General features: G+C 67.2%; 20 protein-coding genes, 2 tRNA genes and 2 pseudogenes. 12 read left to right on the top strand and 12 right to left on the bottom strand.

The features are described from left to right. Positions 1-120: 120 nt before the first annotated feature. Positions 121-1,134, top strand: coding sequence for a LacI family DNA-binding transcriptional regulator (locus tag ACXRVZ_RS10115; protein ID WP_457426325.1), 1,014 nt, complete (start codon positions 121-123; stop codon positions 1,132-1,134). A 16-nt stretch (positions 1,135-1,150) separates the two neighbouring features. Continuing rightward, positions 1,151-2,470: an MFS transporter gene (locus tag ACXRVZ_RS10110; RefSeq protein WP_457426323.1), complete on the top strand. Its 1,320-nt coding sequence runs from the start codon at positions 1,151-1,153 to the stop codon at positions 2,468-2,470. 69 nt (positions 2,471-2,539) lie between these two features. Here ACXRVZ_RS10110 and ACXRVZ_RS10105 read toward each other — a convergent pair. The 6 genes from ACXRVZ_RS10105 to ACXRVZ_RS10080 all read right to left on the bottom strand — a co-directional run bounded on the left by ACXRVZ_RS10105 (position 2,540) and on the right by ACXRVZ_RS10080 (position 6,279). Further along, a tRNA-Val gene (locus ACXRVZ_RS10105) sits at positions 2,540-2,614 on the bottom strand. Between the two features lie 38 nt (positions 2,615-2,652). After that, positions 2,653-2,727 (bottom strand) — tRNA-Val (locus ACXRVZ_RS10100). A 45-nt stretch (positions 2,728-2,772) separates the two neighbouring features. After that, entirely contained in the window at positions 2,773-3,501 is a 729-nt protein-coding gene (dnaQ, locus tag ACXRVZ_RS10095; protein ID WP_457426321.1) for a DNA polymerase III subunit epsilon, read from the bottom strand. Beyond that, positions 3,498-4,310, bottom strand: a complete 813-nt coding sequence (gene lgt / locus ACXRVZ_RS10090) for a prolipoprotein diacylglyceryl transferase (RefSeq protein WP_458232373.1) — start codon at positions 4,308-4,310, stop codon at positions 3,498-3,500. Before lgt ends, dnaQ begins: the two co-directional genes overlap by 4 nt. A 57-nt stretch (positions 4,311-4,367) precedes the next feature. Next, entirely contained in the window at positions 4,368-5,351 is a 984-nt protein-coding gene (locus ACXRVZ_RS10085; protein ID WP_458232372.1) for a tetratricopeptide repeat protein, read from the bottom strand. 73 nt (positions 5,352-5,424) lie between these two features. Further along, complete coding sequence (locus tag ACXRVZ_RS10080; protein WP_458232371.1) at positions 5,425-6,279, bottom strand: LysR family transcriptional regulator; 855 nt, start codon at positions 6,277-6,279, stop codon at positions 5,425-5,427. A 91-nt stretch (positions 6,280-6,370) separates the two neighbouring features. Between ACXRVZ_RS10080 and ilvD the strand changes: the two genes are divergently transcribed. After that, positions 6,371-8,050, top strand: a complete 1,680-nt coding sequence (gene ilvD / locus ACXRVZ_RS10075) for a dihydroxy-acid dehydratase (protein WP_458232370.1) — start codon at positions 6,371-6,373, stop codon at positions 8,048-8,050. Positions 8,051-8,063: 13 nt separating this feature from the next. Here the strand turns inward: ilvD and ACXRVZ_RS10070 are convergent, their stop codons facing one another. Continuing rightward, positions 8,064-8,324, bottom strand: a complete 261-nt coding sequence (locus ACXRVZ_RS10070) for a TIGR04438 family Trp-rich protein (protein ID WP_457426310.1) — start codon at positions 8,322-8,324, stop codon at positions 8,064-8,066. A gap of 59 nt (positions 8,325-8,383) precedes the next feature. On the opposite strand from ACXRVZ_RS10070, the gene ACXRVZ_RS10065 reads away from it, so the two are divergent. From ACXRVZ_RS10065 to ACXRVZ_RS10055, 3 genes and pseudogenes are all read left to right on the top strand, one after another. Then, the gene (locus tag ACXRVZ_RS10065; protein WP_457426308.1) at positions 8,384-8,680 is read left to right on the top strand and encodes a c-type cytochrome; all 297 of its coding nucleotides are present in this window, start codon (positions 8,384-8,386) and stop codon (positions 8,678-8,680) included. A 94-nt stretch (positions 8,681-8,774) separates the two neighbouring features. Next, a pseudogene (locus ACXRVZ_RS10060) lies at positions 8,775-10,028 on the top strand (esterase-like activity of phytase family protein); the annotation flags it as partial. Between the two features lie 81 nt (positions 10,029-10,109). Continuing rightward, positions 10,110-10,208: pseudogene (locus ACXRVZ_RS10055) on the top strand (FxDxF family PEP-CTERM protein); the annotation flags it as partial. Positions 10,209-10,268: 60 nt separating this feature from the next. Here the strand turns inward: ACXRVZ_RS10055 and acs are convergent. After that, positions 10,269-12,230, bottom strand: coding sequence for an acetate--CoA ligase (acs, locus tag ACXRVZ_RS10050; RefSeq protein ID WP_458232369.1), 1,962 nt, complete (start codon positions 12,228-12,230; stop codon positions 10,269-10,271). Positions 12,231-12,349: 119 nt separating this feature from the next. On the opposite strand from acs, the gene ACXRVZ_RS10045 reads away from it, so the two are divergent. Then, complete coding sequence (locus ACXRVZ_RS10045; RefSeq protein ID WP_457426304.1) at positions 12,350-12,976, top strand: TIGR00645 family protein; 627 nt, start codon at positions 12,350-12,352, stop codon at positions 12,974-12,976. 6 nt (positions 12,977-12,982) lie between these two features. Here ACXRVZ_RS10045 and fumC read toward each other — a convergent pair whose 3' ends face one another. Then, entirely contained in the window at positions 12,983-14,368 is a 1,386-nt protein-coding gene (gene fumC / locus ACXRVZ_RS10040) for a class II fumarate hydratase (RefSeq protein WP_457426302.1), read from the bottom strand. 103 nt (positions 14,369-14,471) lie between these two features. On the opposite strand from fumC, the gene ACXRVZ_RS10035 reads away from it, so the two are divergent. Then, positions 14,472-16,013 carry a fumarate hydratase gene (locus ACXRVZ_RS10035; RefSeq protein WP_457426300.1) on the top strand — a complete coding sequence of 514 codons (1,542 nt, stop codon included), beginning with the start codon at positions 14,472-14,474 and terminating at the stop codon, positions 16,011-16,013. Here ACXRVZ_RS10035 and ACXRVZ_RS10030 read toward each other — a convergent pair whose 3' ends face one another. Next, positions 16,014-16,304, bottom strand: a complete 291-nt coding sequence (locus tag ACXRVZ_RS10030) for a hypothetical protein (protein WP_457426298.1) — start codon at positions 16,302-16,304, stop codon at positions 16,014-16,016. Between the two features lie 102 nt (positions 16,305-16,406). Between ACXRVZ_RS10030 and ACXRVZ_RS10025 the strand changes: the two genes are divergently transcribed. Genes ACXRVZ_RS10025 through ahr form a run of 3 tightly spaced genes read left to right on the top strand, consistent with a single transcriptional unit; the run spans position 16,407 to position 18,621 of the window. Beyond that, positions 16,407-16,859, top strand: coding sequence for an N-acetyltransferase family protein (locus ACXRVZ_RS10025; protein WP_457426296.1), 453 nt, complete (start codon positions 16,407-16,409; stop codon positions 16,857-16,859). Positions 16,860-16,863: 4 nt separating this feature from the next. Further along, entirely contained in the window at positions 16,864-17,565 is a 702-nt protein-coding gene (locus ACXRVZ_RS10020) for a hypothetical protein (RefSeq protein ID WP_457426294.1), read from the top strand. 39 nt (positions 17,566-17,604) lie between these two features. After that, on the top strand, positions 17,605-18,621 hold the full coding sequence (gene ahr / locus ACXRVZ_RS10015; RefSeq protein ID WP_457426292.1) for an NADPH-dependent aldehyde reductase Ahr: 1,017 nt from the start codon (positions 17,605-17,607) through the stop codon (positions 18,619-18,621). Here ahr and ACXRVZ_RS10010 read toward each other — a convergent pair. Both ACXRVZ_RS10010 and ACXRVZ_RS10005 read right to left on the bottom strand, forming a co-directional pair. After that, a complete protein-coding gene (locus ACXRVZ_RS10010; protein ID WP_458232368.1) occupies positions 18,588-19,871 on the bottom strand; it encodes a mechanosensitive ion channel family protein in 1,284 nt (427 codons plus the stop codon). The genes ahr and ACXRVZ_RS10010 overlap by 34 nt on opposite strands. A 74-nt stretch (positions 19,872-19,945) precedes the next feature. Continuing rightward, positions 19,946-20,881, bottom strand: coding sequence for a histone deacetylase family protein (locus tag ACXRVZ_RS10005; RefSeq protein ID WP_457426288.1), 936 nt, complete (start codon positions 20,879-20,881; stop codon positions 19,946-19,948). A gap of 30 nt (positions 20,882-20,911) precedes the next feature. Here ACXRVZ_RS10005 and ACXRVZ_RS10000 point away from each other — a divergent pair. Further along, on the top strand, positions 20,912-21,132 hold a 221-nt coding region (locus ACXRVZ_RS10000; RefSeq protein ID WP_458232367.1), incomplete at its 3' end, for an AAA family ATPase.

Here is a 21,132-nt window from a genome sequence, read left to right as displayed (position 1 = left end):
GTTTTTCCAGACATCGGTGAAAAGCATTAGGCGGACGACCCCACGAGATTTCCCTCGGTCGCCGCTGCGGCGAATGTGGTATCGTTGCCACATTCAGGTATTCCATTTTCATGTCGACCTATGCGAAAGCCCAGCAGGCTCAGTGAAGTAGCCAAGATGGCGGGGGTCGCCCCAATCACGGCATCGCGCGCCATTCGCGGCGAGGGCTATGTGTCCGAAGAGGCGCGCGCACGCATCATGGAGGCGGCCGCCAAGCTGAACTATTCGCCGAACATGGTTGCCCGCCGCATGCGCGGTGAGAAAAGCAAGCTCATCGGCATCTTCGTGAACAACTTCGGTTCGCTGATGGTTCACGAGTTCACCAAGGCGATCAACGACGCTGCTCGCGCCCGCGGCTACGACATCCTGTTGTTCAACGCCGAGCGCTTCGACGGCGCGGATCGCGCGGGCACGCGGGACATGCTGGCCAACCTGTGCGCCGGCCTCATCTTGCCCATGCCCAACGGCGAGGACGGCTACCTCGGCGAGCTGGAAAAGCACCACCTGCCCTGCGTCCTGCTCAACTTCGAGGCCCGCGCCGTGGAGCTGCCGGTCGTCGTGGCCGAGAACCGCAAGGGCGCCCGCGCGGCGGTCGAGCACCTGTTGTCACTCGGTCATCGCCGCATCGCCTTCATCGCCGGCTCCCAGTTCACGGGCCAGAGCGCTGCACGCCAGGCGGCCTATGTCGAGACGCTGAACGACGCAGGCATCGCCGTCGACACTTCATTGATGGATGCCGGCCACTTCGTTCAAGCAGGGGGTTATTCCGCCACCGAGAGGCTGCTTGCGCTGGCAGAGCCGCCGACCGCCATCTTCGCCGCCAACGACGAGATGGCCTTTGGCGCCATCGACGCGGTTCATAGCAAGGGCCTGCGCGTTCCGGAGGACATCTCGGTCGTGGGCTTCGACGACATCGTGACCTCCCGCCACATCCATCCGCCGCTGACCACGATGCGCCAGCCACTGGCCCAGCTCTGCGCCTGTGCCGTGGACGAGTTGCTTGCCGTGATCGGTGGCCAGGGCGTGCAGGCCAAGAAGATCACCTTCCCGCTCGAACTCGTCGTCCGCAAATCTACCGGTCCGGTGAGGCAGTGAGGCCGTGCAGCTGACGATGCGGCGTGCAGGGGCGGTCCTACCGCTTGGCACGGCGGCGCTGCTCGCGCTGCTGTGCTGGCTGCTGCTCGGCGACATCGGCATGGCGATGCGCGACCGGGCCGCCATTCCGACTGCGCTTGAACTGCTGCGCCGGCATGCGGCCTCCGACACGACGGTCTCGCTGCTGATGTCGACGGTGCCGGCCGTGCTGAGCCTGCTGGTGGTGCCACTGGTCGGGTTTCATTCCGATCGATGCCGCAGCCGCCTGGGCCGGCGCACGCCCTTCCTGCTGGCGGCAGCGCCCATCGGCTGCCTGGGCGTGTGGGGCCTGGCGTCGTCGCCCATGCTGGCCGGCACGCTCGACGCCGCATTGGGCGGCTGGTCACCCGGCTTGCGCACCTGCCGCCTGACCCTGTTCTGCCTGTTCTGGACCGTCTTCGACTGCGCAGCCATCAGCGCCCTGTCGCTGTTCAACGGCCTGGTCAACGATCTGGTGCCGGCCGGCCTGCTGGGCCGCTTCTTCGCGGTGTTCCGCATTGCCGGCCTGAGCGCGGGCATCGCCTATCACCACTGGATCTTTGCCCTCACCGATCAATACCTGCACGAGATCCTGATCGGCGTAGGGTTGCTGTTCTGCCTGCCGATTCTGGGCATGGCGCTGATGGTGAAGGAGGCGCCGCTGGCCGCCGATGCCGCGCCGCCAGAGCGGCCCATGCGACGCCTGCGCTTCCCTTTGGAGCACATGCTGGAATGCTTCCGCTATCGGCCCTACGGCTGGGCGGTCGCGGCCTTCGTGCTGGCCAGCGTCACCTTCAGCCCGTTCAACACCTTCTATCTGCACTACGCCCATGCCACGGGCATTCTGAAAGCCACGCTCGGTACGCTGACCGCCGCCGGCTACGCCGTCTCCATCCTCTCGGCCCTCGGCATCGGCTGGCTGGCCGACCGCTTCGGCGCGACGCGGGTCTCGGCCGTCGTCCTGGCGATGTACTGCGTCATTTCGGCGGTCGGATTCGCGGGCGTGGAGGACGAGGCCAGCTTTCGCGCCTTCTACATCGCCCACGTCGTGATCTCCGGCGCCTGGTTCACGGCCTCGGCCTCCATGCCCATGGCCTTGTTCCCGCGCGCCAGCTTCGTCCAGTTCAACTCGACCAAGGACCTGGTGGTGGTCTTCGGCACCATCCTGGTCAGTGGCATCCAGGGGCCGATGCTCGACCTGTCCGGCCACGACTACCGATTCACGCTGCTGGCCGGCGCCGTGTTCTCGCTGCTGTGCCTCGTCTGCCTGGCGCGCCTGCAGACCGGCCAGCTGGCCGAGTGCGTGGCGAGGCGCTGACGGGCGAAGCACGCCCAGAAACGACAAACCCGGCATGGACAGCATCCAGGCCGGGTCTGAAGATTGGATTGGTGGGCGGTGCAGGTTTCGAACCTGCGACCCCCACAGTGTGAATGTGGTGCTCTACCCCTGAGCTAACCGCCCAATCCTGAAAACTGAATCCACCGCAACTCGAAGAGTCTTGGTGGGCGGTGCAGGTTTCGAACCTGCGACCCCCACAGTGTGAATGTGGTGCTCTACCCCTGAGCTAACCGCCCTGAACGCCCGAGCCAAATGCCACTCGAGTTCCGCGAAGCCCGCGATTATGCCACGGCTTGAGCCGGCTCCAGCTTGCGCCACTGGCAGGCGCCGCCAGCGGCCTTGTCGAGATCTGTCATCAGCTTGGCATGGGCCGCCGTCTCGGCTGCGTCGGCGCGCAGCACGGGCAGCTCGAAGCGGCTCAGGTCCACGGCCTCGACGGTCGTTTGGGCGTCGCCACCGGCCGAATCGCCGTGGTCATCCATCAGCAGCGCGTCCTGGCCGCGCGTCAGGCGGATGTAGACGTCGGCCAGCAGTTCGGCATCGAGCAGCGCGCCGTGCAGCACGCGCTTGGTGTTGTCCACCTCCAGGCGGCGGCACAGCGCGTCCAGCGAATTGGCCTTGCCGGGGAAAAGGTCGCGCGCCATCAGCAGCGTGTCGCGCACGCCGCCAACATGGTCGGTCAGCACGCCACGGCGCAGGCGCTTCAGCTCGGCGTTGATGAAGCCGATGTCGAAGGGCGCGTTGTGGATGACGAGTTCGGCGCCGCTCACGAAGGCCAGCAACTGGTCGACGATCTCGGCGAACTTGGGCTTGTCCGACAGGAAGGCCTCGGTCAGCCCGTGCACCCGCAGCGCATCCTCGTGGCTGGCGCGCTCGGGGTTGATGTAGAGGTGCAGGTTGTTGCCGGTCAGCTGCCGGTCGACCATCTCCACGCAGCCGACTTCGATGATGCGGTCGCCCTTGTCGGCGTCCAGGCCGGTGGTTTCGGTGTCGAAAAAGATTTGCCTCATGCGGGCCTCTGATTGCGCTTGGTCGCCCAGGCAAAGATCGCGGCGCCGGCCAGGATCATGGGCAGGCTCAGCCACTGGCCCTGGCTCCAGTTCAGCGCGCGCAGGCCCAGGAAGTCGTCGGGCTCACGGAAGTACTCGGCCACGAAGCGGAACACGCCGTAGCCCATCATGAAGACGCCCGAGATCTGCCCGGTCGCGCGCGGCTTGCGGGCGTAGAACCACAGGATGATGAAGAGCAGCAGGCCTTCGCCGGCGGCCTGGTAGAGCTGCGACGGGTGCCGCACGACGCCCTCAAGATCATTGGCCTGCGGAAATCTCATGGCCCAGGGCAGATCGGCCGGCGCGGGGCGGCCCCACAGCTCGCCATTGATGAAGTTGCCCAGGCGCACGGCCATGATGCCCAGCGGCACGCAGGGGGCGATCAGGTCCGACACCTCGAAGAAGCTGCGGCCGCGCCGGCGCCCGAACAGCCACAAGGCGAACAACACGCCTAGCAGCCCGCCGTGGAAGGCCATGCCGCCCTTCCAGACCGCGACCACCTCGGTGAGGTTGTGAAGGTAGTAGTCGGGCTTGTAGAGGAAGCAATAGCCCAGGCGCCCTCCCAGCACGACGCCCAGCACGCCGTAGAAGAGCACGTCATCGACGTCCGGCTTGGTCCAGCCGACGGCCGCGTGCTGGGGCATGCGCGCACGCTTGCCCGCCAGCCATAGGAAGAGGCCAAAGGCGACCAGATAGGTGATGCCGTACCAGTGCACGGCCACGGGGCCGAGTTGGAGGGCGATGGGGTCGAACTGGGGGTGAACCAGCATGGGTCGCAGGCGGAAGGGAAGCGGCCGGCATCATAGCCAGCCGCTTTCTCGCCCTGATCAGGCCAGCTCGGCCAGCCGCTTCTTGGCGTCCTCGACGATGCGCGGGCTGGAGCGCTTGTTCTGCACGACGCGCTCCAGCGCCAGCTTGGCACCCGCCTTGTCGCCCTTGGCCTGCAAGGCCTGGCCGGCGCGGTAGTCCAGCGGATAGCGGTCGGCGCCGTCCAGCGTGCGGCAGCGCTCCAGCAGACGCAGGGCTTCGTCGGGCTGCTGGCTGTCCAGCGCGACACGGGCCAGGCCGTAAGAGCCGGCGGCGTGCTGGGGGTGGTCGCGCTGCACGGTCTCGAAGACGGCCTTGGCCTTGGCAAGCGTCTTCTGCTCGACGAGTTCGGCACCCACGCGCATCCAGCCGTTGCGCAGCTCGCGCTGCAGCGTGCGGTCGTCGCCGGGCCTGACGCTGGCCAGCTCCTTCTCGGCGCCGCTCCAGTCCTTGTCCTGCGCGGCGGCAAGGAAGCGGATCAGCTTGGCCTGCTCCGGCTGGCGGGCCTGCGCATCGCTGGCCAGCTCGCGGGCCTTGGCCTCGCTGCCACCGACGAAGCCCGGCGCGATCAGATAGAACTGGGCCAGCGCGCTGCGCGCCTCGAAGAGCTGCGGGTCCTGCTCCACGGCCTTGACGAAGTGCTCCTTGGTCTTGGCTGCAAGACCCGCCATCTTGAAGACGCCGGCCGTCATGGCCTGCTGGCCGTAGACGCGGCCGAGCGCGTAGGTGCAAGCGGCTTGCTGGCGCTTCTCGGCGCAGGCTTGCAGCGCCGGCAGGCTGGCCTCCAGGCGCGCGGCATCGTTGTCGTCGACGGCGGCCAGGGCCAGCGCGATGGCCGCCTGGTCGTCATCGGGCTGGGCCTTGGCGCGGGCCAGGGCGGCGCGGGTCAGGTCGGCGGTCTTGCCGTTGTCCAGCCAGGCCTGCCATTGCGGGTCCTTGAGCAGGTCGGCCTGGGCGGCACCGGCCAAGAGGGCCAGCGCGAGAGGAAGAAGACAGCGTTTCATCGGGGGGCTCCTGGGGGCGCCGGCTCAACGCGGCAGAGGCCCGCGCGGAAGTCCGGGTTTGCCCCGTGTGACTTCAGGCATGGGCGCGCACATGGTCAACGAAGCGCGCGACGACGGGTGGCGCATCGGCGCGCCAGATCAGGCTGGTCTCGACCTGGGGCGCGCCGGCCATGCTGCGGTAGACGACGCCCGCGCGCTGCAGGCCCTGCAGGCTGGCCGGCACCCAGGCCACGCCGATGGCGGCGGAGACAAGGTTGATGATGGTCTGCATCTGGATGGCCTCCTGGGCCACGCCGGCGGCGCCATGGTGGGCCAGGATGGCATCAAACAGCGACGGCGCCACCTCACGCGGGAAGATGACCAGAGGCGCGGCGCGGCACTGGGCGTCGCTGGGCGTGTGGTCGCTGCTGGGCAGAGCCAGCACGAGGGGCTCGACGCCGATGGACAGTCGCTCGAAGCCGGCGGGCGCGTTGCCGGGTGTGTGGATGACGAAGCCGGCGTCGATGGCGCCGGTGGCGAAGTCGTGCAGTTGCACGTCCAGCGTCGCCTCGCGCAGGGCCAGCGCCACCTGCGGGCAGGCCTCGCGGAAGGACCGCAGCCACTGCGGCAGGCCACCAAAGCCCACCGTGGACACGAAGGCCAGGCGCAGCCGGCCGGCCAGGCCGTCGGCCACCGCCCTCACCTCGGCCGGCAGCGCGGCAGCCTCTGCCAGCAGCTTCTGCGCCGACACCTGCAGCGCCGCGCCAGCCGCCGTCAGGCGCACGCTGCGGCTGCTGCGCTCGAACAGCTGCACACCGAGCTGGGCCTCCAGCTTGCGCACGGCCTGTGTCAGCGGCGGCTGGCTCATGTGCAGCGCTTGAGCGGCACGGCCGAAGTGCAGCAGCTCGGCCACGGCGAGGAATTGCTGGAGGGGGCGCAGCTCAAGCATCAATTCACCCAGAGTATTGATTCGACGTGAACAATATATTTGATAAGCGTTGAGCCGCACGCCAAACTTCCGGCTTCACGAGGAGACCTCCATGAGCTTCAACCGCCGCAGCAAGAACATCACCGAAGGCGTGGCCCGCGCCCCCAACCGCTCCATGTACTACGGCATGGGCTACCAGGAGACCGACTTCGGCAAGCCCATGATCGGCATCGCCAACGGCCACTCCACCATCACGCCCTGCAACTCCGGCCTGCAAAAGCTCGCCGACGCGGCCGTCATCGGCCTGAAGGCTGCCGGCGCCAACGCCCAGCTGTTCGGCACCCCGACCATCTCCGACGGCATGGCCATGGGCACCGAAGGCATGAAGTACAGCCTGGTGTCGCGCGAGGTCATCTCCGACTGCGTGGAGACCTGCGTGGGCGGCCAGTGGCTGGACGGCGTCATGGTCATCGGCGGCTGCGACAAGAACATGCCCGGCGGCATGATGGGCATGCTGCGCGCCAACGTGCCGGCCATCTACATCTACGGCGGCACCATCAAGCCGGGCCATTACAAGGGCCAGGACCTGAACATCGTCAGCGTTTTCGAGGCCGTCGGCCAGTTCAGCGCCGGCAAGATGAGCGAGGAAGATTTCTGCCAGATCGAGAAGCGCGCCATCCCCGGCAGCGGCTCCTGCGGCGGCATGTACACGGCCAACACGATGAGTTCGGCCTTCGAGGCGCTGGGCATGAGCCTGCCGTACTCGTCCAGCATGTCCAACGTCGAGGATGAAGTCGTCGATAACGTGAAGAAGGCCGCCGACTACCTGGTCGCAGCCGTCAAGGCCGACCTGAAGCCGCGCGACATCGTCACGAAGAAGGCCATCGAGAACGCCGTCGCCGTCATCATGGCCACCGGCGGCTCGACGAACGCGGTGCTGCACTTCCTCGCCATCGCCCACGCGGCCGAAGTCGAGTGGACCATCGACGACTTCGAGCGCATACGCAAGGAGATCCCGGTGTTGTGCAACCTCAAGCCCAGCGGCAAATACCTGGCCGTGGACCTGCACAAGGCCGGCGGCGTGCCGGCCGTCATGAAGGAGTTGCTGACCGCCGGCCTGCTGCACGGCGACTGCATCACCATCACCGGCAAGACCGTTGCCGAAAACCTGGCCGACGTGCCGGCGCTGAGCGCCGAGCAGGACGTCATCCAGCCGGTGGCCGACCCGATCTACGCCGAAGGCCACCTGGCCATCCTGCGGGGCAATCTGTCGCCCGAAGGCTGCGTCGCCAAGATCACTGGCTTGAAGACACCCGTGATGACAGGCCCGGCGCGCGTCTTCGACGACGAACAGAGCGCGCTGGCCGCCATCATGGCCAACAAGATCGTCGCCGGCGACGTCATGGTGCTGCGCTACCTGGGCCCCAAGGGCGGCCCGGGCATGCCGGAAATGCTGGCCCCCACCGGTGCGCTGATCGGCCAGGGACTGGGCGAGAGCGTCGGCCTCATCACCGACGGCCGCTTCTCGGGCGGCACCTGGGGCATGGTCGTCGGCCATGTGGCCCCCGAGGCCTACGAAGGCGGCGTCATCGCGCTGGTGCAGGAGGGCGACTCCATCACCATCGACGCCCATCAGCTGGTGCTGAGCCTCAACGTCGACGACACCGAGCTGGCGAAGCGCCGCGAGACCTGGGTCAAGCCGGCGCCACGCTACACGCGAGGTGTGCTGGCGAAGTTTGCGAAGAATGCGTCCAGCGCAAGCTCGGGCGCAGTACTCGACCTCTTTGAGTGAGCCGAAAGCGCGTTCAGCGCTTCTTCTTGGCGCCAGGCTTGAACTGCCCCAGCCCTTCCATCAGCTGCTCTCGACGTGCGGCCTTCTTGGCGTCCAGCGCGTCCATGGCCTTCTTCTGGGTCAGCCCACTCGAATCCGCCCAGGCCCACCAGGCCACCGCCAGCGCGAAGGGCGACAGCACGATAAGCCAGGCCCACATCTCATCCTTGTGGAACTGCACCCAGCCGCCCAGGTGCAACACGAGCATGATGACGCCGATCAATACGAATGCCATGCGTCAACTCCTTCAGGTATCTTTGCGTTCACTGTAGTCCAACGCCCAGAAAGGTTTCCATGAAAGCACTGCTCCTCGGTCTCGCCCTGATTGCCCCTGCCGCTGCCTTTGCCAACCAGGAGCTGGCGCAGAAGAAGATGTGCATGAACTGCCACGGGATCGACAAGAAGATCGTCGGGCCCTCCTACAAGGAAGTGGCCGCCAAGTACGCCAAGGACAAGGACGCCTACAAGAAACTGGCCGAGAAGATCCAGAAGGGCGGCACCGGCGTCTGGGGCACCATGGTCATGCCGCCCAATGCGGTCACGCCGGCCGAGGCCGAAACGCTGGCCAAGTGGGTGCTGACGGTCAAGTGACCTCGGCTCCTTGGTGAAGACGGGCCCTGTGGGGCCCGTTTTCTTTGGGTGAGCCGAAGAGGCGAGATAGGGAAGAGGCTGTCACTGGCGATTCATGGCCACTGCCAAGAATCGCGAGCGCGCAGGCCGTTCTGCGCCTCCTACCGGCCTCCCCATGAACAAGACCCGCTTCCCGACACGCATCGCCCTCGCGGCGACCCTTGCCGCTCTGTTCGGCTTCAGCACCGCCCAGGCCGCCTCGGCCACGCTGGAGGGCTGGGCCCTGATGCCGGCCAATACCTTCGCCGACGGTCCCACCTCTGGTCAGTTCGCGAGCGGCGCCGGCGGCAACCCGCTGCCGCTGCTGAACAAGCAGCCCGTGCAGGGCTTCTCGGCCGTGCTGGCTGGCCCGACCGCGGGCAGCTACTACTTCATGCCCGACAACGGCTTCGGCGCCAAGGAGAACTCCGGCGACACGCTGCTGCGCATCTACGCGGTGACGCCCGACTTCAAGACCGCCACGGGCGGCACCGGCGCCGTCTCGGCCGCCAACTACCAAACCGGCGCAGCGGTCGGCGGCTTCACGTCCAGCAGTTACATCACGCTGTCCGACCCGAACAACCTGCTGTCCATCAAGGTCCAGGCCGACTACAGCCGCTACTACAACAGCGCGGCCAACCCGCTGGTCRATGCCAGCATCCGCAGCGGCCGCCTGCTGACCGGCGCCGACCTGGACATCGAGTCGGTGCGCAAGGACAAGAACGGCAACCTGTGGTTCGGCGACGAGTTCGGCCCCTACCTGGTCAAGACCAACGCCAAGGGCGAAGTGCAGCGCCGCGAAATCGGCATGCTCGGCGTGGCCTCGCCGCAGAACGAGGCCGTCGTCAACGGCACCATCGGCGCCACGCTGGGTCGCTCCAACGGCTTCGAAGGCATGGCCATCAACCCGAACGGCGACCGCCTCTTCACGCTGCTGGAAGGCACCGTCACCGGCGACGCGGCCAAGACGCTGCGCATCAACGCCTTCGACGTCAACACCGAGGCGTACACCGGCGATCAGTGGAAGTACAAGCTCGACGTGCTGGGCACCAACATCGGCGACATGACCGCCATCAACGACCACGAATTCCTCATCATCGAGCGCAATGGCGCCACGGCCACCAGCGGCACGCCGTTCAAGAAGATCTTCAAGATCGACCTGAACAACGTCGACAGCAGCGGCAACGTTGTCAAGACCGAAGTGGTCAACCTGATGGACATCGCCGACCCGCACGACCTGAACGGCGACGGCAGCGCGGCCTTCACCTTCCCGTTCACGACCATCGAGAGCGTGCTCATCCTCGATGCCCACACGCTGCTGGTCGCCAACGACAACAACTACCCCGGCACCGGCGGCCGCAACCTGGGTTCGGACAACACCGAGTTCCTGAAGATCCATCTGGACCAGGCACTCAACGTGTCGGCCGTGCCGGAGCCGAGCAGCTATGCGCTGATGCTGGGCGGCATGGGCCTGGTGGGCTTCGTCGCCCGCCGCCGTCAGCGTGGCTGATCTGACGCACCAAAAGCAAAGGCCGCCCGAGGGCGGCCTTTTCGCTGGGCGATCCGAGGATCAGTAAGCCTGACCCAATTGCTCAAGGATCGCCGGATTCTCAAGCGTCGACGTGTCCTGCGTCACCGTCTCGCCCTTGGCCACCGACCGCAGCAGCCGCCGCATGATCTTGCCCGAGCGCGTCTTGGGCAGGTTGTCGCCGAAGCGGATGTCCTTGGGCTTGGCGATCGGGCCGATCTCCTTGGCGACGTGGTCGCGCAGCTGCTTGGCAATCGCCTTGGCTTCGTCGCCGGTGGGGCGGGCGCGCTTCAACACGACGAAGGCGCAGATAGCCTCGCCGGTGGTGTCGTCCGGGCGGCCCACGACGGCGGCCTCGGCCACCAGCTCGGTGCAGCTGACCAGCGCCGACTCGATCTCCATCGTGCCCATGCGGTGGCCGGACACGTTCAGCACGTCGTCGATGCGGCCGGTGATCGTGAAGTAGCCGGTCTCGGCGTCGCGGATGGCGCCGTCGCCGGCCAGGTAATAGCCCTTGAGCTCCGGCGGGTAGTAGCTCTTCTTGAAGCGCTCGGGGTCGCCGTAGATCGTGCGGATCATGCTCGGCCACGGCTTCTTGACGACGAGAATGCCGCCCTGGCCGTTGGGCACGTCATTGCCGGTCTCATCGACGATGGCCGCCGTGATACCCGGGAAGGGCAATGTGCAGGACCCCGGCACCAGCGTCGTCACGCCGGGCAGCGGCGTGATCATGTGGCCGCCGGTCTCCGTCTGCCAGAAGGTGTCGACGATGGGGCAACGGCCGCCGCCCACATGCTCGTGGTACCACTCCCAGGCAGCCGGGTTGATGGGCTCGCCCACCGAGCCCAGCAGGCGCAGGCTGGTCAGATCCGAGCGCGCCGGGTGCACGGCGGGGTTGCTCTCCGCCGCCTTGATCAACGAGCGAATGGCCGTGGGCGCCGTGTAGAAGATGGTGACCTTGTGCTTCTCGATCATCTGCCAGAAGCGGCCGGCGTCCGGGTAGGTGGGCACGCCCTCGAAGACGATCTCGGTGCCACCCAGCGCCAGCGGGCCGTAGGTGATGTAGGTGTGGCCCGTGACCCAGCCGATGTCGGCCGTGCACCAGAAGATGTCGTCGTCCTTCAGGTCGAAGGTCCACTTGGTCGTCAACGCTGCGTGCAGCAGGTAGCCACCGGTGCTGTGCTGCACGCCCTTGGGCTTGCCGGTGGAGCCCGACGTGTAGAGCAGGAAGAGCGGATGCTCGGCCTCGACCCATTCGGGCGCGCAGGTCGTGGACTCGGCGGCCATCAGCTCGTGCAGCCACGAATCGCGGCCCTCGACCCAGGCGATCTTGCCGCCGGTGCGCTTGTAGACGATGACGTCCTTCAACGTCGGGCAGACACCGCCGTCCAGCGCCTCGTCAACGATGGCCTTGAGCGGCAGCGCCTTGCCGCCACGCGCCTGCTCGTCGGCACACAGGATGGCCACGGCGCCGGCATCCTGCACGCGGTCGCGCAGGGACTGGGCCGAGAAGCCGCCGAACACCACCGAGTGCGTCGCGCCGATGCGCGCGCAGGCCTGCATGGCGACCACGCCCTCGACGGACATGGGCATGTAGATGACGACGCGGTCGCCCTTCTGGATGCCGCGTGTCTTCAGCGCGTTGGCAAGCTGGCTGACCTTGTCCAGCAGTTCCGAATACGTGACCTTGGTGACCGAGCCGTCGTCGGCCTCGAAGATCAGCGCCGTCTTGCCGCCCTTGCCTGCCTCGACATGGCGATCCAGGCAGTTGTAGGAGACATTGAGCTTGCCGTCCTCGAACCACTTGAAGAACGGCGCGTCGCTGTCGTTCAGCGTCTTGGTGAACGGCGTTTGCCAGCTCAGCAGCTCACGGGCCTGGCGAGCCCAGAAGCCCGCGTAGTCGGCCTCTGCTTCGGCCTGCAAGGCGGCGTAGCCGGCCTCGCCCTTCACATGGGCATTGGCGACCCACTCGGGGCTGGGCGCATAGGTTTTCAGCGTACTCATGGCTTGTCTCCTGATGATTCTTGGCGCGGACTGTGCTTCGGGCGTCTGACGATGCCCTGACGGTGTGGCGTCATTCACGGCACCTAGAATTTCCACCCATTCTGCTCGGTCTTCCCCTCATGCCCCGTGATCCCCAGCTCCGCCCCCTGCCTCGCCTCATCTTTGCGAGCCGCTGGCTGCAGTTGCCGCTGTATCTGGGCCTGATCCTGGCGCAGGGCGTCTACGTCTTCCAGTTCTGGACGGAATTGGTGCACCTCATCGAGGCGGCATTCGGCGATCAGCATGCGCTGGAAATCCTCGTCAAGAGCATTGGCTACAAGAGCACCGCCATCAAGGACGCGGCCGACCACGTCATCGGCTACGAGCCGATCAACAAGCTCAACGAGACCGTCCTGATGCTGGTCGTGCTGGGGTTGATCGACGTGGTCATGATCTCCAACCTGTTGATCATGGTCATCGTCGGCGGCTACGAGACCTTCGTGTCGCGCATGGACCTGGACGGCCACCCCGACCAGCCTGAATGGCTGAGCCATGTGAATGCGTCGGTGCTCAAGGTCAAGCTGGCCACCGCCATCATCGGCATCAGCTCCATCCACCTGCTGAAGACCTTCATCAACGCCGACAACTACGCCGAGAAGACGCTGATGTACCAGACCATCATCCATGTCGCCTTCCTGCTGTCGGCCATGGCCATCGCGTTCACGGACAGGTTGCTGCCGCAGCCGCCCCACGGCGACAAGCACTGAGCCGACTCAGCGCCCCACCATCTGCCCCGGCACCACCCACGCATCGAACTGCTCGGCTGTCACATGGCCGAGCGCCAGCGCCGCCTCGCGCAGGCTGCTGCCGTCCTTGTGCGCCTTCTTTGCGATCTGCGCGGCCTTGTCGTAGCCGATATGGGTGTTCAGCGCCGTCACCAGCATCAGTGAGCGCGACACCAGCTCGGCGATGCGCGCCTCGTTGGGCGTGATGCCCACGGCGCAGTGCTTGTCGAAGCTGGCCATGCCATCGGCCAGCAGCCGCACGCTCTGCAGGAAGTTGTGGATGACCATCGGGCGGAACACGTTCAGCTCGAAATTGCCCGACGCGCCGCCGATGTTGATGGCCACGTCGTTGCCCATGACCTGAGCGGCCAGCATCGTCACCGCCTCGCTCTGCGTCGGGTTGACCTTGCCCGGCATGATGGACGAGCCCGGCTCGTTCTCCGGGATGCTGATCTCGCCGATGCCGCTGCGCGGGCCGCTGGCCAGCCAGCGTACGTCGTTGGCGATCTTGGTCATGCTGGCCCCCAAGGTCTTCAGCGCGCCGTGGGCATGGACCAGGGCGTCGCACGAGGCCATCGCCTCGAACTTGTTCGGCGCGGTGACGAAGGGCTGACCGGTCAGCCTCGCGAGTTCGGCGGCGACCTGTTCGGCATAGCCCTTGGGCGCGTTCAGCCCGGTGCCGACGGCCGTGCCGCCCAGCGCCAGTTCGTAGAGGTGCGGCAAGGCCGCCAGCACATGGCGCTCACCATGCGCCAGCTGCGCGACCCAGCCCGAGATCTCCTGCCCCAGCGTCAGCGGCGTAGCGTCCTGCAGATGCGTGCGGCCGATCTTGACGATGTCGCCAAACGCCTCGGCCTTCTGCTGCAAGGTCGTGCGCAAGGCGCGCAGCGGCGGCAGCAGGCGTTCCGTCAGCGCCTGCACGGCCGCCACATGCATGGCGGTGGGGAAGACATCGTTGCTGCTCTGGCTGCGGTTCACGTCGTCGTTCGGGTGCACCAGGCGCGCCTCGCCGCGCTCGCCGCCCAGCAGCTCGCTGGCGCGGTTGGCCAGCACCTCGTTGACATTCATGTTGGTCTGGGTGCCCGAGCCGGTCTGCCAGACGACCAGCGGGAACTCGTCCACATGCAGGCCGCTGATGACCTCGTCGGCCGCAGCCACGATGGCCTCGGTCTTCCCGGCGTCCTGCAGGCCCAGCGCCTGGTTGACGACGGCCGAGGCACGCTTGACCCTGGCCAGCGCGCGGATCAGCTCGGGCGCCTGGCGTTCGCCCGAGATGTCGAAATTCTGCAGCGAGCGCTGCGTCTGCGCGCCCCAGAGCCTGTCGGCCGGCACCTCGATGGGGCCGAAAGTGTCGCGTTCGATGCGGGTGTTCATGGCGGCTTTCACGGGTTGGCAACCAGCATAGTCAAGCGGAGAACCCGTCACGTCTGTAGGTCCACGGATAATTCCGGACGCCCGCATTCCATCCCGCCTCGCCATGTCCACCACCATCCGCCAGCAAGACCTCGTCGACAGCGTCGCCGCCGCACTGCAGTACATCAGCTATTACCACCCGGCCGACTACATCGCCCACCTGGCCCGCGCCTACGAGAGCGAGGCCTCGCCCGCCGCCAAGGACGCGATCGCGCAGATCCTCACCAACAGCCGCATGTGCGCCGAAGGCCGGCGGCCCATCTGCCAGGACACCGGCATCGTCAACGTCTTCCTGAAGATCGGCATGGACGTGCGCTGGGAAGGCTTCAGCGGCAGCATCGAGGACGCCGTCAACGAAGGCGTGCGCCAGGGTTATCTCAACCCCGACAACAAGCTGCGCGCCAGCGTGCTGGACGACCCCATCTTTGCGCGCAAGAACACCAAGGACAACACGCCTGCCGTCGTGCAGATGGAACTGGTGCCCGGCAACACGGTGGACGTCATCGTCGCGGCCAAGGGCGGCGGCTCGGAGAACAAGAGCAAGGTCTACATGCTCAACCCCAGCGACGACATCGTCGACTGGGTGCTGAAGACCGTGCCGACCATGGGGGCCGGCTGGTGTCCGCCCGGCATGCTGGGCATCGGCGTCGGCGGCACGGCCGAGAAGGCCGCCCTGCTGGCCAAGCAGGCGCTGATGGAAGACATCGACATGTACGAGCTGCTGCAGCGCGGCCCGCAGAACAAGCTCGAAGAGATGCGCATCGAGCTGTACGAGAAGGTCAACGCCCTGGGCATTGGCGCCCAAGGCCTGGGCGGCTTGACGACCGTGCTCGACGTGAAGATCAAGACCTTCCCGACCCACGCTGCCAGCAAGCCCATCGCCATGATTCCCAACTGCGCGGCCACACGCCATGCGCACTTCGTGCTGGACGGCAGCGGCCCGACCTACCTGGAGCCGCCCAGCCTGGACCTGTGGCCTGACGTGAAGTGGGCGCCCGACTACAACAAGAGCAGAAGAGTCGACCTGAATGCGCTGACACGCGAAGAGGTGGCGAGCTGGAAGCCGGGCGAAACGCTGCTGCTGAACGGCAAGATGCTGACCGGCCGCGACGCCGCGCACAAGCGCATCCAGGACATGCTGGCCAAAGGTGAGACGCTGCCGGTGGACTTCACCAACCGCGTCATCTACTACGTCGGCCCGGTGGACCCGGTGCGCGACGAGGTCGTCGGCCCGGCCGGCCCGACCACCGCCACGCGCATGGACAAGTTCACCGACATGATGCTGGCCAAGACCGGCCTCATCGCCATGATCGGCAAGGCCGAGCGCGGCCCGGTCGCAATCGAGTCCATCAAGAACCACAAGAGCGCCTACCTGATGGCCGTGGGCGGTTCCGCCTACTTGGTCAGCAAGGCCATCAAGGGCGCCAAGGTCCTGGGCTTCGAGGACATGGGCATGGAAGCCATCTACGAGTTCGACGTCGTGGACATGCCCGTCACCGTGGCGGTAGACGCGACTGGCACCAGCGCCCACATCACCGGCCCGGCCGAGTGGAAGCAGCGCATTGCTTCGGGCAAGGCTGTCAGCATTCCCGTCGCCGTGGCCTGATCAACGCCTGGGCGGCAGCGCCGATGCGCCGGGCGGCGGGCGGTCGCCCATATTCGCGGGCCGGCAGGCCAGCGGCCGGCCTTCGGGCGCCCAGCAACTGCCCTTCAGCGCGCGGCTCTCGTGCGTGAAGCTGCAGTCCGCGCCGGCCTTGGCCGTCTTGCAGGCCGCCAGCGCCTCCGGTGGCGGCCCGCGGTGGCCCCCTGGTGGCGAACCTGGCGGCGGGCCGTCCTGGGGTTGAGCGCTCGCGGCCAAGGCGGCGAGCAGCAGGCAGCAGATCAGGGCGATGCGCATGGCGGGGCTCCGTGAAGACGAGCAGGCATCTTGCCCGCAGACGGTGCGCAAACGATGTGCGTCGCCTCCACAATCGCGGCGCCCGCCACCGCACACGCCGCCATGCAGATTCGCCCGCTCCAAGCCTCCGACCGCGCCGCCTGGCAGCACCTCTGGGACGGCTACAACGCCTTCTACGGCCGTGCCGGCGAGACGGCTCTGCCGGCCGAGGTCACCGACACGTCCTGGAGCCGCTTTCTGGACGCCGCCGAACCCATCTACGCGCTGGTGGCCGTGGCCGAGGGCGGCGAGTTGCTCGGCCTCGTGCACTACCTCTTCCACCGCAGCACCAACCGCATCGAGCCGGTCTGCTATCTGCAGGACCTCTTCACGGCCCCCGAGGCCCGCAGCCAGGGCGTGGGACGGGCCTTGATCGAGGCTGTCTACGCCGCCGCCCGCGCGGCCGGCACCCGGCGCGTCTACTGGCATACGCAGGGCACCAACACCGCCGGCCGCGCGTTGTACGACCAGGTCGCGCAGCACGCGGGTTTCATCGTCTACACACACGACGTCTAGCGCCATGGCCGCCCTCTTTCCCAAGGCCGACAGCGACGATTTCGTCGCCGTTGCGCATTGCTCGACGCCGACCGAGGCGCACCTGATCAAAGGTGTCCTCGAGTCCGCCGCGCTGTCGCCGGTGACGACGGACAGCCATCTGCTCCAGGCCTACGACTGGCTGACGCCGGCAGTCGGCGGTGTTCGCGTCCTCGTCCCGGCGAGCGAAGTCGACGCGGCTCAGCAAGCTCTGGACGCCTACCGTGCGGGCGAACTGGCGCTGGCCGGCGAAGACGCGGTCCAGAAGCCGCCGCAGCAAACACTGGCGGCGCCGATCTACAGCCCCGACATCGCGGCGCTGCTGAGCTTCTTCCTCGTCAGCCCGGCCTTCGGTGCCGGCATCCATCTGCTCAATTCGAGAACGCTGCGGCCCCAGGGCGCGGGCGCCCTCGCCTGGCTATGGCTGCTGGTCCTCGCGGGTACCAGCCTGGTCACGATGTTCTCGCTGGCGATGGGCGCTGCGGCACCCGTCAACCCGGCGTTCGCCGCGCTGGCGGCTTCGCTGCTGACGGCCGTCTGGTACTTGAGCTTCGGCCAGGCGCACAGCAAGGCTGTCATCCAAACCTATGGCACGGCCTACCCCCGCCTCAGCCTCGCACCGATCGCCATCACGGTCTTCCTGTTGCAGGTGGGCTTGATGTGGTGGCTGAGCGAACGACTCGGCTGAGCGGCGCTCGCCACAATCGGCCAAACAACGGAGACGACCATGTCCAACATCCGCGCCTACGCCGCCCACGCCGCCGGCGGCCCCTTGCAACCCTTCGACTTCGACCCCGGCCCGCTGGGCGACGAGGATGTCGAGATCACCGTCGAGCATTGCGGCGTCTGCCATTCCGACCTGGCCATGATCGACAGCGAGTGGTTCCCGGCCAGCTATCCCGTCGTGCCCGGCCATGAGGTGGTCGGCCGCATCACGGCGATGGGCGCGCGCGCCAAGGGCCGGCAACTGGGCCAGCGCGTGGGCGTGGGCTGGCACACAGGCAGCTGCACGCACTGCAACTTCTGCATTGGCGGCGAGCAGCACCTGTGCGGCAAGCGCCAGCCGACGCTGATCGGCCGCCACGGCGGCTTTGCAGACCGGCTGCGCTCGCACTGGAGCTGGGCCATCCCGCTGCCCGACGCGCTGGACCCGGCCGCCGCCGGCCCGCTGATGTGCGGCGGCGGCACGGTCTTCCTGCCCTTCGTGCTGCATGCCATCAAGCCGACCGACCGTGTCGGCGTCGTCGGCATCGGCGGCCTGGGTCACCTGGCCGTCAAGTTCGCGCGCGCCTGGGGTTGCGAGGTGACGGCGTTCACCTCTTCAGCGTCCAAGCGTGACGAGGCGCTGGCGCTGGGTGCCCACAAGACAACGTCCAGCGTCGACAAGGCCGAGCTGAAGGCAGCGGCCGGCAGCCTGGACTTCCTGCTCATCACCGTCGGCGCCGCGCTGAACTGGGACGCCTTGATCGCCACGCTGGCACCCAAGGGCCGCATGCATCTGGTGGGCGTGGTGACCGACGCGCTGAGCATCAAGAGCGGCGGCCTGCTGAGCTGGCAGAAGGGCTTGTCCGCCTCGCCGACGCCGCCGCCGTCGGTGCTAGCAACCATGCTGCAGTTCTCGGCCCGGCACCAGATCCTGCCGCAGGTGGAGCGCTTCCCCATGAGCCGCGTCAACGACGCGCTGGAGCACCTGCGCAGCGGCAAGGCGCGCTACAGGGTCGTGCTGGACGCCGACTTCGGCTGACGCTGCACCTGCTGCGGGTAGGGAATGTCCACGCCCAGTCGCTTGAGCGTGTGCAGGACCGCCAGGTTCACGTCCGAGCGCACGCCGCCGCTGCCGTTCTCGGGGTCCATGATCCAGAAGTGCACGGTCAGCTCCAGGCCGCTGTCGGCAAAGCGGGTCAGCTGCACGGACGGCCCCGGGTCGCTCAGCACACGCGGCACCTTGGCCAGGGCTTCGGTCAGCGCCTGCATGACGCTGTCCACATCGCAGTCGTAGTCCACCTGCACCATGGTCGACAACAGCACGCGCGGGTCGGCCAGTGAGGAGTTCTCGACACGCTGCGTGATGAGGATCTCGTTGGGCACGATGGCTTCCTTGCCGCCCAGCGAGCGGATCACCGTGTAGCGCGTCTTGATGTCCGTCACCCGGCCCTCGAAGCCGTCGACCTTGACCATGTCGCCAATGCGCAGTGACCGCTCGGCCAGGATGACGAAGCCGCTCACATAGTTGGCCGCCAGCTTCTGCAGGCCAAAGCCGATGCCCACGCCCAGCGCGCCGCCCAGCACGCCCAAGGCAGTCAGGTCGATGCCGGCCGCCGACAGCGCGAACAGCAGGCCGACGAACAGCAGCAGCGCACGGATGGAGTTGGCTGCGATCTTGCGCATGGACAGGTCCATGGACTCGCGCTGCAGCAGCCGCGACTCGATGGCCGCCGAGACCCACAGCGCCATCACCAGCACCAGCGCCGCCGTCAGCCCGCCTTCGATGATGTTGCGCAGCGTGAGCTTGACGGCGCCGAACTTCCAGCCGATGTCGTCCAGTTCGTCCAGGATGATGGGCAGCAGGCCGGTGATCCACAGCACCGCGCCCATCCAGACCAGCCAGGAGCCGATGCGCTCGACCGCACGTATCGGCGCCGAGTTGGGCCAGGCGGCCCTCAGCACGCGCGCAATGACGCGGATGACAGCCAGCGACACCAGCACCGGCAGCGCCAGCTTGAACAGCGCCGGCGCCAGGCCCCACAGCGGCAGCAGGCGGCGCGCGCCGAAGGCCAGGGCCAGCGCCAGCAGGGGGAACAGCGCGCCGTCGATGACGCGCTCGCCGAACAGCACGCTGTTCTCGCGCTTCATCACTGTGCGCCACAGGCCCCAGCTCAGCAGGCCGGCGAGCGCCAGGCAGCCCAGCAGCAGCGCCCATTCGGCGAGGGCGTCGGTACTGAACACACGGGTCAGCAAGGCCTGCAGTTCGGTCAGGCTCAGAGGTTGGTGCATAGAGTTCTAGTTCTAGTTTTAGTCAGTTGGGGACAGAGCTACTCGCTTCGCTCGGGCGGTCTGTCCCACAAGGTCTAGAGATCCGCCAGCACCCGCAGATGCACACCCACGCTGCGCGCCAGCGCATGAAGGTTGTAGCCGCCCTCCAGCACCGACACGATGCGGCCATGCGCGTGGCGGTCGGCCACGTCTTTGAGCTTGAGCGTCAGCCACTCGTAGTCGGCCTCCACCAGGCCCATCTGGCCGAGGTCGTCGTCGCGGTGGGCGTCGAAGCCGGCGGAGATGAAGACCATCTGCGGCTTGAAGCGCTCCAGCGCCGGCAGCCACATGGCCTCGACCATCTCGCGCACCTCGGGCCCGCGCGTGTAGGCCGGCAGCGGCACGTTGACCATGTTGGTGCCCTTGGGCACGGCGCCGCTGTAGGGGTAGAGCGGGTGCTGGAAGAGGCTGACCATCAGCACGCGGTCGTCGCCGGCAATGATGTCCTCGGTGCCGTTGCCGTGGTGGACGTCGAAGTCGACGATGGCCACGCGCTCCAGCCCACGCACGTCCAGCGCATGCCGCGCCGCGATGGCCACGTTGTTGAAGAAGCAGAAGCCCATGCTCTGGTCGCGCGTGGCGTGGTGGCCGGGCGGACGCACGGAGCAGAAGGCGTTGTCGGCGCGGCCGTCGATGACGAGGTCGGTGGCCTGCACGGCCGCGCCGGCGCCGGCCAGCACGGCGGCCCAGGTGTGGGCGTTGGCCGAGGTGTCGGGGTCCACCGCGCAGCGCTGGCCCTTCTCGGCGCAGTCGCGCAGCAGCCGGCCGATCTCGGAAACATAACCGTGGGTGTGAGCGCGCTCCACGTCCGCCAAGTCCACGGGCTTGGCGTCGAAGTGTTCCAGCGCCGGCGCCACGCCGGAGGCAATCAGCCAGTCGTCGATGGCGGCCAGACGCTCGGGGCATTCGGGGTGGCCTTCGCCCATGTCATGGCGGCGGCACTCGGGGGGATTGAAATAGGCAGTGGGCATGTGCCGATGTCTCTTGATATGGTCAGGGCCATGACGCAACCACGAACCCTCGCAGGGCAACTGCAAGCCCTGCAAAACCAGATTAGCACGGTCATCAAGGGCAAGCCGGCCCAGATCGCCGACTCGCTGGCCTGCCTGATCGCCGGTGGCCATCTGCTCATCGAGGACCTGCCCGGCGTTGGCAAGACAACGTTGGCCCACGCGCTGGCCATCTCCCTGGGCCTGAAGTTCTCGCGCCTGCAGTTCACGGC

The organism is Roseateles sp. P5_E8 (assembly GCF_054177665.1).
This window is presented reverse-complemented; position numbering and strand designations above follow the sequence as displayed.